Annotated in this window: 12 protein-coding genes and 1 pseudogene; 3 read left to right on the plus strand and 10 right to left on the minus strand. The window is 68.4% G+C overall.

The window, feature by feature from the left end:
* Position 1: 1 nt before the first annotated feature.
* Genes DXK93_RS25315 through DXK93_RS25340 form a run of 6 tightly spaced genes read right to left on the minus strand, consistent with a single transcriptional unit; the run spans position 2 to position 5,458 of the window.
* Positions 2-844 (minus strand): alpha/beta fold hydrolase, encoded by an 843-nt coding sequence (locus DXK93_RS25315; RefSeq protein WP_119451516.1) that lies wholly within the window; start codon positions 842-844, stop codon positions 2-4.
* 12 nt (positions 845-856) lie between these two features.
* On the minus strand, positions 857-1,459 hold the full coding sequence (locus tag DXK93_RS25320; RefSeq protein ID WP_119451517.1) for an amino acid synthesis family protein: 603 nt from the start codon (positions 1,457-1,459) through the stop codon (positions 857-859).
* Positions 1,460-1,508: 49 nt separating this feature from the next.
* Positions 1,509-1,994, minus strand: coding sequence for a VOC family protein (locus DXK93_RS25325; protein WP_119451518.1), 486 nt, complete (start codon positions 1,992-1,994; stop codon positions 1,509-1,511).
* Positions 1,995-2,013: 19 nt separating this feature from the next.
* A complete protein-coding gene (locus DXK93_RS25330) occupies positions 2,014-3,057 on the minus strand; it encodes a glycosyl hydrolase (protein ID WP_054454580.1) in 1,044 nt (347 codons plus the stop codon).
* A gap of 30 nt (positions 3,058-3,087) precedes the next feature.
* Positions 3,088-3,882 (minus strand): SDR family NAD(P)-dependent oxidoreductase, encoded by a 795-nt coding sequence (locus tag DXK93_RS25335; RefSeq protein WP_054454582.1) that lies wholly within the window; start codon positions 3,880-3,882, stop codon positions 3,088-3,090.
* 31 nt (positions 3,883-3,913) lie between these two features.
* Entirely contained in the window at positions 3,914-5,458 is a 1,545-nt protein-coding gene (locus DXK93_RS25340; protein ID WP_119451519.1) for an acetolactate synthase large subunit, read from the minus strand.
* Positions 5,459-5,677: 219 nt separating this feature from the next.
* Here DXK93_RS25340 and DXK93_RS25345 point away from each other — a divergent pair, with 219 nt between their 5' ends.
* Together DXK93_RS25345 and DXK93_RS25350 are read left to right on the plus strand one after the other, a co-directional pair.
* Entirely contained in the window at positions 5,678-6,442 is a 765-nt protein-coding gene (locus DXK93_RS25345) for an IclR family transcriptional regulator (RefSeq protein ID WP_233564612.1), read from the plus strand.
* A 29-nt stretch (positions 6,443-6,471) separates the two neighbouring features.
* The gene (locus DXK93_RS25350) at positions 6,472-7,302 is read left to right on the plus strand and encodes a prolipoprotein diacylglyceryl transferase family protein (protein ID WP_119451521.1); all 831 of its coding nucleotides are present in this window, start codon (positions 6,472-6,474) and stop codon (positions 7,300-7,302) included.
* Between the two features lie 12 nt (positions 7,303-7,314).
* On the opposite strand, the gene DXK93_RS25355 is transcribed toward DXK93_RS25350, so the two are convergent.
* The 4 genes and pseudogenes from DXK93_RS25355 to DXK93_RS25370 form a co-directional block, all read right to left on the minus strand.
* Complete coding sequence (locus DXK93_RS25355) at positions 7,315-7,638, minus strand: hypothetical protein (protein ID WP_054454590.1); 324 nt, start codon at positions 7,636-7,638, stop codon at positions 7,315-7,317.
* Positions 7,635-8,783, minus strand: a complete 1,149-nt coding sequence (locus tag DXK93_RS25360; RefSeq protein ID WP_119451522.1) for a thiolase family protein — start codon at positions 8,781-8,783, stop codon at positions 7,635-7,637. Before DXK93_RS25360 ends, DXK93_RS25355 begins: the two co-directional genes overlap by 4 nt.
* Positions 8,780-10,093, minus strand: coding sequence for an MFS transporter (locus DXK93_RS25365; protein ID WP_054454595.1), 1,314 nt, complete (start codon positions 10,091-10,093; stop codon positions 8,780-8,782). Before DXK93_RS25365 ends, DXK93_RS25360 begins: the two co-directional genes overlap by 4 nt.
* A 36-nt stretch (positions 10,094-10,129) precedes the next feature.
* Positions 10,130-11,710 (minus strand): annotated as a pseudogene (locus DXK93_RS25370) (ATP-dependent acyl-CoA ligase); the annotation flags it as partial.
* A 122-nt stretch (positions 11,711-11,832) separates the two neighbouring features.
* Between DXK93_RS25370 and DXK93_RS25375 the strand changes: the two are divergent.
* Positions 11,833-12,732 carry a LysR family transcriptional regulator gene (locus tag DXK93_RS25375; protein ID WP_233564613.1) on the plus strand — a complete coding sequence of 300 codons (900 nt, stop codon included), beginning with the start codon at positions 11,833-11,835 and terminating at the stop codon, positions 12,730-12,732.
* The last annotated feature ends 16 nt before the right edge of the window (positions 12,733-12,748 follow it).

Raw genomic sequence — 12,748 nt, forward strand, 5'->3', positions numbered from 1 at the left:
CTCAGGCGCGCCGCAGGAACCCGCCGACGGCCTGCTCGAAGGCGGCCGGCTGATCGTCATGGATGTAATGGCCGGCGCCTTCTATCTCGACCCATTCCACGTTCGGATTGCGCGCCGCCATGTCGCGGGCGGTCTGGGCCTGCAGGTAGTCCGAACGCCCGCCGCGCACGACCAGGGTCGGACAGCCCAGCGCCTGGACCTGCGGCCACAGGTCCACCACGCGCGCCGGATCGGGGTCCAGCCGGGTCGCGGCGATGCCCGCATGGTCGTGGCGCCAGGTCCAGCCGCCTGCTCCGTCTTCCTTCAACATGTGGCGCAGCCGTTCCTCGCGGGCGGCTTCGGTCACGCTGGGCCGCAGCGCGCGCAGGTACTCGCGGGCCGCGGCGATGTCGGGAAAGAACTCGGGCGTTTCGCGCAATTCGCGCTGGATGCGCGCCGCGCCCGCGCTGCCTTCGAAGGCGGCGGGTCCGGCATCCTCGATGATCAGGCGCCGCACGCGCTGCGGATGGCGGGCGGCAAAGACGATGGCGGCGATGCCGCCCATCGAATGGCCGAGCAGATCGAAGCGGTCCAGGCCCAGCGCGTCGGCCACGCCCGCCAGGTCATCCACGTAGGCGTCGGTGTAGTAATTGCGCTGCGGATCCCAACTGCTGGCGCCGCGGCCGCGCTGGTCATAGGCCAGGACGCGGAAATCCGGCTGCAACGCCTGCGCGATGCCGGCGAAGGTCTCGGCATAGCCGCGGATGCCGTGCAGCATGAATAGCGGACGCCCCGCCTGGGGGCCCCACTCGGTCAGATGCAAAGTCATGCCGTTGACGGCGATAGCGGTGTCGCGGCGTTGCATATCGGCTTCCTTTCAGCAGAGTCCGTCTTTGCCCTGGATTTCGCTGGCGGGGATGCCGCCCAGGCGCGCATGCAGGCGCCCGCGCGTGGCAAACGCGAAGGCGATCAGCACTTCGTCGCGGTTGGGCGCGTCGCCGAACAGCGCGGTCACGCTGTCGTAGTGCGAACGGACATAGAGCGCGTCCTTGTGGGCAAGCGGAATGTCGATGACGGTGCCGGGACCGCCGCGCTTGCCGGTGGAAGGCACCCAGGCCTTGCCGCCGCCGAGCGCCGCGCGCACGGGTTCGGCGAAGATGGTGGTCAACAACGCGTTGCCGTGCTCGTATTCGCCGTCCGTGCCCACCACGCAGGCCTTGCCGTAGCTTTCCAGCGGCTGGCCGCCGGCCGCGGCGATGATGCGCCGGCCGAACTCCTCGCCCAGCATGCCCGAGGGTTCGACATAGCCCGACAGGTCGCGTTCGAAGCGCCCGGCATAGGGATTGTGCAGCGCGGCCGCGATGACGATCTTGCGCAGCGGCTCGCCGTCGGCCGGTTCGCCGGTTTCAGTAGTGAGGGTGTCGTCGATCTGCAAATACCACTTGCGGATGCGGTAGGGACCGAAGTTGGTGCTGCTCATGGATGCTCCAGAAAATGTGGGATCAGGAAGGGGTGCGCCGTGCGGGCGGTCAAAGCGGGTCCAGCGTCATGGGGACGCTGGGCGCGTTGTGGTCGTGCAGGACCTGCTTGCCCTCTTCGTCGCCGTGCACGATTTCGCAGAAGAACTCGAAGCGGTGGCCGTCGGGGTCGGTGAAGTACAGCCCGTAGCCGACTTTGTGATCGGTGATTTTCACGACGTCCACGCCCTTGGCCAGCAACATGCCGTAGAGGCGGCGCAGCTCGTCCACGTCGCCCTCGATCTCCAGCCCGTAGTGCTGCATGTTGACGGGGCCGCGGGCGGGCTCGCCTTCGGCCGCGCGGATCAGGGCGATGTCGTGGTGCTTGCGCCCAAAGGACAGGAACACCCATTGCTCGCCGCGCGCGGTCTCCTGCATGCCGAGCACGGATTCGTACCAGGGCGCCGACGCGAACGGGTCGCGCACGAACAGGGCCAGGTGGGTGCGCGCGATGCGCGGCCGGCGGTCTGCCGGCGCAAGCGTGGTGTTGGTGGACATGGCGGTCTCGGGCGGGTTGTCAGTTGATGGACTGGGGGTGCGCGGTCACGGGCGCGGCGTACGGCGTCCAGGCCACGGCGGTGATTTCGCTGAAGTCGCGCCATTCCTTGAACCAGCTGCGGCCTCCGTCGGTGGAACGGAACAGATGGCCGTACTTGGTGCCGGCGAACGCCAGTCGCGGGTCGGCTGCGTGCACGCCGAAGGCCCAGAAGGTGGAATTTGGCGGCGTGTGCAGCAGCGCCGGCTGCCAGTTGCGGCCGCGGTCGGACGAACGGTAGATCCTGCTGCGCGTGCCTGGCGTGCCGTCGCCGATGGCCAGCAGCAGCGTGTCGGGATCGTCCGGCAGCGCCTGCACCGTGCGGGTGTAGTACATGCCGTCAAAGCGCGACTTGGAAGCAACGCCATTCCAGCGCCGGGCGTCGTCCTCGCTGAGATAGACGGAGTTCACCGTCAGCACCATGGCGGTCTTAGGCGCGGCGGCCGTGGCCGGCAGGACAGCTACGCAATGGATGTCGGGGTTGGCGATGGCATCGGCATTGCCTTCATCGTCCTCGCGCGACCAGGTATCGCCGCCGTCGCGGCTGCGCCACAAGCCCCCTTCTTCGACGCCGAACCAGACCTCGCGGCCGTCGTCCGGATCCACGCAGACCGACAGGATGCGCGGGCGGTTCACGCCGCGGCAGAACTCCGGCAGTTCGGGCGACAGGCGCTGCCAGCTGGCGCCGCCGTCCACCGAACGGAACATCGCTGCGCGCGACGGCGCGCCGGTGCCCGCGTACATGCGCCGCGGATCCGTGGGATCGATGGCCATGGCCCAGACGGTCATGCCGTTCATGGGGCTGTCCACCCGCGTGAAATGCGCGCCGCCGTCGGTGCTGACACACATGCCGGCGTCGGCCCCGGCAAAGACGCGGCGCGGGTCGGCCGGGTCCACGGCCAGGCTGCGCACCGTGCCGTCGAACTCGATGGCTTCCTTCAGCCCCAAGCGGTGCCAGGTGGCGCCATCGTCCACGCTGCGCAGTATTCCTTGGCCGGCGGTGCCGACCAGTATCGTGCCTTGCATATCCAGACTCCCCGAATGAGGTTCAGCGGTTCAAAGAAAGATGCCGCGCGTGATGCCGCCATCCACCCCCAGCGATTCGCCGGTGATGGCCCCTGCCCGCGGCGATGCCAGGAACAGCACCGCGTCGGCGATCTCCGCCGGCTGCAGCACCCGGCGTATGGGCGTGGCCTTGGCATAGTTGGCCTCGACCTGGGCGGGGGTCAGCCCCTGCTTGGCGGCTTCCTTTTCGTACAGTTCATGGATGTGGGGCGTCTCGACCACGCCCGGATGGATCACGTTGACCGTGATGCCATGCGGACCCAGCTGGTCCGACAGGGTCTTGGTCATGTGGCAGATGGCCACGTTGCGCATGCCCGAAAGCTGCTTGCTGCCGCGCCCGGTCAGGCCGCCGATGTTGACGATGCGGCCAAAGCCGCCCTGGCGCATGTGCGGCGCCGCAGCCTTGGCGCAGCGCATGTAGCCCACCACCTTGATGTTGATGTCTTCCAGCAGGCCTTCGGGATCGGCCTCGTCGATCTCGCTGCGCACCAGGCCGCCGGGATGGGCCGCGCCATTGACCAGGATGTCGATGCGGCCAAAGTGTTCGGCCACGCGCTGCATCATCGCGTTGACCTGGGCGGTGTCCGACACGTCGGCCGCCACGCCCAGCACTTCCACGCCCGTGGCCCGGGTGATTTCAGCCGCCACTTCGTCCAGCTGCGCCTGGCGGCGCGCCACGATGGCCACACGCACGCCCTCGGCGGCCAGCGCTTCGGTCACCGCGCGCCCGATGCCCAGGCTGCCGCCCGTGACCACCGCGACTTTCCCCTTGAGTTGCAAGTCCATGCTTTGATGCTCCTTATATATATGGCGGCGCCTACAGCGCCATCTCGATCAGGACCGGGCCCGGCTGGCGCAGCGCCGATTCCAGCTGCGTGGCCAATTCTTCCGAGGTCGCGGCGCGGCTGGCCTGCACCCCGTAGCTGGAGGCCAGCCCCACCCAGTCGATGCGCGGGCGGTCCAGCGCGGTCAGTTCGGCCGCGCGTTCGCCCAGCACGGCGTTGCCGCGGCGCAGCTCGTTGCGCAGGATGGCGTACTGGTGGTTGGCGGCGATCAGCACCGTGACCGGCAGGTTTTCATGCGCCAGCGACCACAATGCCTGGATCGTGTATTGGGTGCTGCCGTCGGACAGCACGGCCACCACTCGGCGCTGCGGGCAGGCGATGGCGGCGCCCATGGCGACCGGCAAGCCCTGGCCGATGGCGCCGCCGGTATTGGTCAGCACGGTGTGCGGCGCGGCGCCGGCGGACGCGGCATACAGCGGATAGCCGCAGGTGCCGCCTTCGACCGAAACGATGGCGTCTTCGGGCAAGGCCCGCGCCACCACTGCGGCAATCGATTGCGGCGTCAAGGCGCCCGGCGCAGGCTCGGGCAGTAGCGCGGCGGCGGGTTCGAAAGCCGGCGCGCCCGCCAATTCGGCCAGCGCCTCCAGGCGCGAGGCCGCATCCTGGCCGGGAGCCGCCAGTTCCAGCAGGCGTTCCGCCGGCACCAACCGGCTGGGGTGACCGGCATAGCCGAAATAGGTCACGGGCGGCAGCGCCCCCACTAGCACCACCAGGTCGGCAGCGTCCAGGGCAGCGCGAGCGGGTTCCGGGAAATACGGCAGGCGGTCGAAGTCCGGCAAGTCCCGGCCGCGTTCCGATCTGGCGGGAAAGGTCTCGGCGTAAGCCTTGCCGCCCAGGGCGGCGCACAGGCGCGCGGCCGCAATCTGCGCGCGGCGTCCCAGGCCGCTGGCGGGACCGCCCCCGCCCAGCAGGAACAGCGGCTTTTGCGCGCGGCTCAGGCGCTGCCATGCGGCGGCGGCGTCGAAGGTCTCGGGCTGCGCAGCGGCCTCGGCGGCAGCATCCGCGGAATCCGGCGTCACGCTTTCCGCCTGGAAGTCGGCGGGAAAGATCAGCGTCGCGCCCTGGCCGCCATCGGCCAGGCTGGCCTGCACGGCGGCGCGGGCGGCGCCAGCGGCGTCCTGGGCGGACGCGATGCGCTCCACCCAGCCGGAGACTGGGCGCGCCAGCGACTCGATGTCCGAAGTCAGGGGCGCGTCGCATTCCAGGTGCCAGCTGGCGTGGTCGCCGATGATGTTGACGATGGGGGTGCGGGCGCGCCGCGCATTGTGCAGATTGGCGATGCCGTTGGCGAAGCCCGGCCCCAGATGCAGCAGGGTCGCGGCCGGCTTTCCAGCCAGCCGGCCATAACCGTCGGCCGCGCCGGTGCAGACGTTCTCCTGCAGGCCGACCACGCAGCGCATGCCGCGCACCTCCTCCATCGCACGCACCAGGTCCAGCTCGGTCGTGCCGGGATTGGCGAAACAGACTTCCACGCCCTGCTTGCGCAGAGCCTCCAGCAAGGCACTAGCTCCGGTCATGATTACCGCCTCCTTTTTTCGCTACTTTATCGTAATTTGATAAATGTGCAATTTCTTTTGGCGGATTGATGCTGGATAATTTATTAGAATTATCTATTTGATAGTTCTGCGCGGATCTCCTATACGCGCGTGCACGCTGCGCGCGCGGCAGCACGATTTGCCAATACGCGCCCCTTGGTGCACCCTCGCAGCACGTCAGCCTTACAACACTTCACGCACATGAACAGTCTTCGCCGCATGCTCGATGTCCTGGACCTCTTTCAGCCCGACCGGCCGGTCCTGGACGTCGATGCCATCTGCCAGCTGCGCGGCTACGCGCCCGCCACCGCCTACCGCTACGTGCGCGAACTGTGCACCTGCGGCCTGCTGGTGCGCCTGCCAGCCGGCTACGCGCTGGGTCCGCGCATCATCGCGCTGGATCTGCAGATGCGGGAGTACGACCCCATGCTGACGGTCAGCCGCGACCTGATCGAGGAACTATCCAGCCAGACCGGCCTGGACGTGCTGCTCAGCGCGCGCTACGACGACAAGGTCATCAACGTGCACCAGCAGGCCGGGCGCAATACCCAGGCCCTGAACTTCGGCCGCGGCCGGCACATGCCGCTTTTGCGCAGCGCGACCGCCCGCGTGATCCTGGCCAATCTGGGGCCGCGCCAGTTGCGCCGCGTCTACGACGAACACGCCGATGCCCCCGACATGCAGCGGCTGGGCCAGGACTGGAAGTCCTTTTCCCGGGCCATGCTGCAAGTGCGCAAGGGCGGCTATTGCATCTCGTCGGGGGAACTGGATTCCGGCAAGACCGGCATCGCCGCGCCGATCTTCGATGAAGAGAACCATGTGCTGGGCAGCATCACGCTCATCGGCATGCAGGACGCCTTCGCGGCCTTCCGCGAGGACTACCTCGCCGGCCTGACCTGCCGCGCCGCCACCGAAATCACCCGCCGCATCGCGCAGGCGCCGGCCAAGCTGCAGCAGGCAGCCTGATCCCCGCCGCGCCAGTTCCAGATTCACGCATGACGCCCGCCATCCGTATCGGTCCCCTCGTCTTTCCCTCGGACCTGCTGGTTCTCATCGTTGCCGCCGCTATCGGACTGCTGGCCGCCAGGCTGCTGACCCGCGGGCAGGAGTCCCGGCCCGACACCAGTACGGTGTTGTGGCGCGCGCTCATCATCGGCCTGGTCGTCGCCCGGCTCGGCTTTGTCTGGCAGTTCCAGGCCCACTTCATCGAGAATCCGCTCCGGATCCTGGACCTGCGCGATGGCGGCTGGGCCGGCATGGCCGGGCTTGCCGCGGCATGGCTCTACACGCTGTACGCGGCCTTGCGCCGCCAGGCGTCGCGGCCCGCGCTGCTGGGCGCGCTGGCGCTGGCCAGCGCGGTCTGGATAGGCGGCGGGCGGTGGCTGGCGCCCGCGCCGCAGGCCCTGCCCGAACTGTCCGCGCTCGCCTTGCGCCTGCTGGACGGCACGCCCGCGGCGCTCGCGGCCTACCAGGGCAAACCTACCGTCATCAATCTATGGGCAAGCTGGTGCCCGCCTTGCCGCCGCGAAATGCCCGCATTCACCGAGGCGCAAGCGGCGCATCCCGATGTGAATTTCGTCTTCCTGAACCAGGCCGAAGCGCCGCCGGACGTGACGGCGTTCCTGGCGCAGCACGCGCCGTCGCTGCGCAACGTGCTGCTCGATCCCGCAGGCGCGGCCTCGCGCCAGATGAGCAACCGCGGCCTGCCCGCCACGCTGTTCCTGGACGCCCAGGGACGGCTGGTGGACCTGCGCGTGGGCGAGTTGTCCGCGGCTTCGCTGGCCCAGCGCCTGGAGGCGATCCAGGCGCCGGCCAGCGGCGATTGACGCGTTGGCGCTTCAGATCTGCGGTTCGGCCGCGACGCGGGCCCAAGGCAAAGGCTGCCCGTCCGTATCGCGTTCGAATAGCCACAGGCGCTGGCCCGCATGGGCGGGCGGTTCTTCCAGCCGCACGACCAGGACCGGTCCCGCGGGCAGCGCCCGGACCGTGGCGATGACTGCGGCAGGCGCACCGTTCCGCGACGGCAATTCGGTCCAGGCCTGCAACTCGGCCTGTTCCACCGCCGCCGCGCGCGCCTGTCCATGGCCGCAAGCCGGGCACCACAGCCGCATGGGATAGACCAGATGGCCGCAGCTGCAACATTGGCTGACGTCGACGCTCATGCTTCCTCCCGCGCCAGCACGGCCGCATTGGCGCACATCCCGTAACGCAGCTGCACCATGCCGTAGCCGGTAGCCACGCCGTGACGCGCGCCGCGCACCTGCCGTTCCCCTGCCTGCCCCAGCAATTGGCGCGCCACTTCGACCAGGCCATGCATGCCGCCGGCGGTGCCCGCCTGCCCGGCGGACAGTTGGCCGCCTGCGGTGTTGACCGGCAAGTCCCGGGTGGCCAGGCGGCGCGCGATGAAGCCAGGCAGGTCATCGATGCTGGCGAAGCCCAGATCGCATAGCTGCGCCAGCGCCATGGCGGGATAGTCGTCGTACACGCTGAGCACATCCATGTCTTCCGGTCCCAGGCCAGCGCGCTGCCAGAGCGCTGGCGCGAACGCCGCGATGCCGGTCTGCAATCCGTCGCCTTCCTGCTGATCGTCGTTGTAGCGCGCATCGCTGGCCAGCAGCCGCACGCTGATTCCCGCCGGACGCGCGCTCAGCACCAGCGCGCATGCCCCGCTGACCACCGGCACGCAATCCAGGCGTCCCAGCGGCGGCGCGACCATGGGCGCGGCCAGGTATTGCGCCAGGCTCAATGGATCGCGATACGCGGCGTTGGGGTTGCCTGCTGCCCATAGCCGCTGCGCGACGCATAGCGCGCCATAGTCCTCGCGGGCAAGACCGGAGCGCGCCATCTGCCTTTGCGTGAGCATGGCGAACAGGGGATTCGGCCCCTCGCAGCCCAGGGGACTGAGATAGTCCTGCGCGCTGCGGTTGTAGCCGCGTACCAGCCCTGCGAAATCGGCGCCCGTGAAATGGTCTCCCGCGACCAGCACGATCGTCTCGGCCTGCCCGGCCTGCAACGCGAGCCAGGCCTGGCGCAACAGGTTGATGGCGCTGGCGCCGCCCATTTCGTCCTGCATGCACCAGTTCAGCCGCAGTCCCAGGCGCCACGCCAGATCGATCGCGCGGTCGGGGCGCAGCGTGAATGAAGCCACGCCCAGGCCGTCCACATCGCCGGGCTTCAACCCTGCGCCGCGCAGCGCCTGCGCGATCGCCTCGGCCATCAGGCCGGCCGTGCTGGTTCCCGGGCCGGGATGGCGCAGCGAAGGCGTTTCGCCCACGCCGACGATGCCCGGGCCGCGCGCCGCGCTCACGCCGACTCCTGCCTTGGGGGTTCGCGCGTCAGCAGCAAGGTGATCACGGTGACCGCGGCCATGCCCACCAGAAACCACGCCACCGGGGTCGCCGATTCATACTTGCGCAGCAGCGCCATGGCGATCAGCGGCGACAGGCCGCCGGCGAATACAGAAGCCAGTTCATGCCCCAGCGCCAATCCGGTGTAGCGGACCTCTGCGGGAAACAGTTCGGCGAAATACGCCGGCTGGGTGCCGATCATCGCGGCATGGCAGACCGTGTTGCCCAGGAAGAAGGCCAGGAATATCCACACCGGCTCCTTGGTCTGCACCAGCCAGAAGAACGGGAATGCCACCAGCACCAGGCCGGCCGAACCAATCAGGTACACCGTCCGCCGGCCGATGCGATCGGACAGGTGGCCGAACCAGACCAGCGTGCCGAGCTCGATGAACATCGACACCAGCACGCCGCCCAGCATGACGTCGTTGGGTATGCCAAGGAATTTGCCGTAGGCCAGCGCAAACGCCAGGAAGATGTACGACCCGCCGTTCTCGGCCACGCGCAATCCCATCGCGGTAAAGACCTGGCGCGGATAGCGGCGGAACACTTCGACTGCCGGCATGCCACGCTTGGCGGTCTTGGCGGCCTGCACGAATTCATCGCTTTCGGGGATGTGCTTGCGGATGTAGAGGCCCACGCCGAAGATCAGCACGCTCAAGAGGAACGGCAGGCGCCAGCCCCAGCTCATGAAGGCTTCCTGCGGCAGCTGCTGCGCCAGCATGAAGACGCCCGACGACAGCACGAAGCCGCCCGCCACTCCCAATTGGCTGAAGGACGAGAAGTAGCCGCGGCGCTTGCCCCCGACCGCCTCGCTGATCAGCAGCACGCCCCCGCCCCACTCGCCGCCCGCGGCCGCGCCTTGCAGGATGCGCAACACCACCATGGCAACCGGCGCCCAGAAGCCGACCTGATCATAGGTAGGCAACAGCCCGATCAGGAAGGTGGCGGCGCCCATCAAGCCCAGGGTCCATTCCAGCGCCAGCTTGCGGCCGTAGCGGTCGCCGATATGGCCGAAGATCACGCCGCCCAGCGGCCGCGCCAGGAAGCCGACCGCAAAGCCGGCAAACGCCCCCATGGTGCCCAGCAGCGGGTCGGTGCCCTTGGGAAAGAACAGTTCGCCGAACACCAGCGCCGCCGCCGTGCCGTAGATGAAGAAGTCATACCATTCCATCGCGTTGCCCGCGACGGACGCCATCACCACGCGCCGCGTGCGTTTTCTGCGCGCATCGTCGCCGGCGGCCGCGGCCGCCCCCTTGTATGCCATCGTCATTGCCGCCCCTAGTCTGTTTGAATGGATTGATGACGCTCAGCGCGCCACGCGATAGCCGGCGGCGTCGCGGTCCCAGGCGTCGCCGGTAATGCCCTCATCCCGCAAGCGGAACTTGCGGATCTTGCCGTTCTCGGTGCGCGGCAAATCGTCCAGTACGCGCAGATAGCGCGGTACGGCGAAATACGGCATACGGGGCTGGCAGAAGTCCAACAGCGTCTCGGGCGCGATGGCCTGCCCGGTCTTGTAGACCAGCGCCGCCATGACCTCGTCTTCCGCCAGATCGGAACGCACCGCATAGACCGCCACGGCGGCAACCGCCGGATGCGCCAGCAGCACCTGCTCCACCTCGTACGAGGAAATGTTCTCGCCGCGTCGGCGGATGGCGTCCTTCGTGCGGTCCAGGAAGCGGAAATAGCCGTCCGCATCGCGCACCACCCGGTCGCCCGTGTGGAACCAGAGATTGCGCCAGGCTTCCACCGTCTTGTCGTCCATGCCGAAATAACCGGTGGCGATGGCGTATGGGATGTGCGAGCGCAACAGCAATTCGCCCGGCGTGCCGTCTGGCACCGCCGCGTCGTGCTCGTCAGCCGCCATCGCATCGAATTCGGGCGCGACGCGCCCCATCGTGCCCGGCCGCTGCTCGTCCAGCGTGCCGCCCAGCGCGAAGTTGGTTTCGGTCGAGCCGTAGCCTTCCAGCAGCGCGATGCCCGTGCGTTCGGCGAATGCCGCATGGAAGCGTTCGGGCACCCCGGGCGCCAGCGCAATCCGCGCGCGCTGACGCCGTTCGGCTGCGGCAGGCGGCTGCGCCAGCAGCATGGGCACCATGGCGCCCAGCAGATAGGTCACCGTGGCGCCCGTGGCCTCCAGCCGGTCGAAATAGCGGCTGGCCGAGAAGCGCTCGTCGCAGATGATGGTCGCGCCCGTGACCAGCGCCTGGAAGCAGGCGTTCAGGGCATTGGTATGGAACAGCGGCAGGCTCGTGTAGAGCACGTCGCTCTCGGCGATTTCCAGGTTGCGCGCGGCGATCCTGCCCCACCAGTAGAACTGCGCGTGCGGACAGCACACGCCCTTGGACAGTCCGGACGTGCCCGAGGTGTACAGGATGGCCAGCGTATCTCCGGGACCGAGGTCGGCCGCCGGCGGCAGCGGCGTATCCGGCACAGGAGGCGGCGGACACGCGTGCACCGGCAGCGCGTCGGCGTTGCCGTCCAGGAGCCAAATGCGGTTCAAGGCCAGGGACTGCATGTCCAGTGCAGCCAGCGCGGGACAGGACGCGGCATCGGCCACCAGCAAGCGGCAACCGCTGTTGGCCAGGATGTGCTGCAACTGCATGCCGCGCGACGCCGTGTTGATGGGCACCACCACCGCCCCCAGCCAGCCGCAGCCCAGCACGATGGACAGGAATTCATGCCGGTTGCCGGCCATCAGCCCGACCCGGTCGCCCCGGGCGACGCCGGCCGAAGCCAGGCGCGCGGCCCAGTCCGCTGCATGCCCGGGAGCATCGCCGTAGCGCAGTGCGCCGCCTGGCGCCTGCACCCATGTGCGCTCGCCCCATCGGGCGCCCTGCTCCAGCAACAACGACGGCAGTGTCAACGCATGCATGGCGGTGCTTCCCCTGTGTTGCGGCCATCGGCAAGCGTTGCCCCAGCCTTATGAAATTAGTCTAGGAATCAACTATTTATATGTCAAATTTATGGATATTATTTATCTTATAAATCAAGCTGATATGAGAGGCATGCGTGGACTTCGACCTGAACCTCATGCGGGTTTTCCTGACCGTGCTGCAGGAACGCAGCGTCACGCGCGCGGCGCAGCGCCTGAACCTGACGCAGCCCGCCGTGAGCTACGCGCTGGCGCGCTTGCGCGAAAAATTCGACGACCCCCTGTTCGCGCGCACGGCGTCCGGCATGCAGCCCACGCCGGTCGCGTTTGCCCTGGCCGACCCCATAGAGCGCGGCATGAACAGCTTTGCGGAAGCGGTCAACCTGCGGCAGCGCTTCGAGCCCGCAAGCAGCACCCGGCGCTTTCGCCTGTCCATGTCCGATATCGGTGAAATGGTGTTCCTGCCGTCATTGATGGAACGCGTGCACGCCCTGGCGCCGCGCCTGCAGGTGGAAGTATTGGAGATCCCGCTGGAACGGCTGCCGCAGGCGCTGAAAGACGGCGAGGTCGATCTCGCCATCGGCAACCTGGCCGGGCTGGGCAGCGAGACCTGCCACGCGGAACTGTTCAGCGAACGCTACACCTGCATGGGCAGGCGCGGCCATCCGGTGTTGTCGGCGGGCCTCACCCGTAGCCAATACAAGCGCCTGGACCACATCCTGGTGGCCTCGCGCGCCAGCGCCCACCGCTTGCTGGACGATGTGCTGAGCGAGGCCGGCCTGCCGCGCAGGCCATATCTGACCTTGCCGCATTTCTCGGCGGCCGCCGAGATCGTGCGGCGCACCGATCTCACCATGACCCTGCCGCTGCGGGCCGCGATCTGGTTCAACCACGACGACGCGTTCCAGATACGCCCGCTGCCCATCGCGCTGCCGCCGCTGTCCGTGACGGTGCATTGGCACGCGCGCTTCGAAAGCGATCCGGGCACCGTCTGGCTGCGCCGCCTGGTGGTGGAGACGCTGGCGGACCCGGCCTGAGCCCGCGCAGGCGCGG

Source organism: Achromobacter sp. K91 (genome assembly GCF_003576205.1).
GTDB lineage: Bacteria > Pseudomonadota > Gammaproteobacteria > Burkholderiales > Burkholderiaceae_B > Achromobacter > Achromobacter aegrifaciens.

What these genes read in the sequence shown, in the direction of transcription:
- DXK93_RS25315 (WP_119451516.1), bottom strand. Translation starts at nt 844, where the DNA reads ATGCAACGCCGCGACACCGCTATCGCCGTCAACGGCATGACTTTGCAT.
- DXK93_RS25335 (WP_054454582.1), bottom strand. Translation starts at nt 3,882, where the DNA reads ATGGACTTGCAACTCAAGGGGAAAGTCGCGGTGGTCACGGGCGGCAGC.
- DXK93_RS25340 (WP_119451519.1), bottom strand. Translation starts at nt 5,458, where the DNA reads ATGACCGGAGCTAGTGCCTTGCTGGAGGCTCTGCGCAAGCAGGGCGTG.
- DXK93_RS25350 (WP_119451521.1), top strand. Translation starts at nt 6,472, where the DNA reads ATGACGCCCGCCATCCGTATCGGTCCCCTCGTCTTTCCCTCGGACCTG.
- DXK93_RS25355 (WP_054454590.1), bottom strand. Translation starts at nt 7,638, where the DNA reads ATGAGCGTCGACGTCAGCCAATGTTGCAGCTGCGGCCATCTGGTCTAT.
- DXK93_RS25365 (WP_054454595.1), bottom strand. Translation starts at nt 10,093, where the DNA reads ATGACGATGGCATACAAGGGGGCGGCCGCGGCCGCCGGCGACGATGCG.
- DXK93_RS25330 (WP_054454580.1), bottom strand. Translation starts at nt 3,057, where the DNA reads ATGCAAGGCACGATACTGGTCGGCACCGCCGGCCAAGGAATACTGCGC.
- DXK93_RS25345 (WP_233564612.1), top strand. Translation starts at nt 5,678, where the DNA reads ATGAACAGTCTTCGCCGCATGCTCGATGTCCTGGACCTCTTTCAGCCC.
- DXK93_RS25325 (WP_119451518.1), bottom strand. Translation starts at nt 1,994, where the DNA reads ATGTCCACCAACACCACGCTTGCGCCGGCAGACCGCCGGCCGCGCATC.
- DXK93_RS25320 (WP_119451517.1), bottom strand. Translation starts at nt 1,459, where the DNA reads ATGAGCAGCACCAACTTCGGTCCCTACCGCATCCGCAAGTGGTATTTG.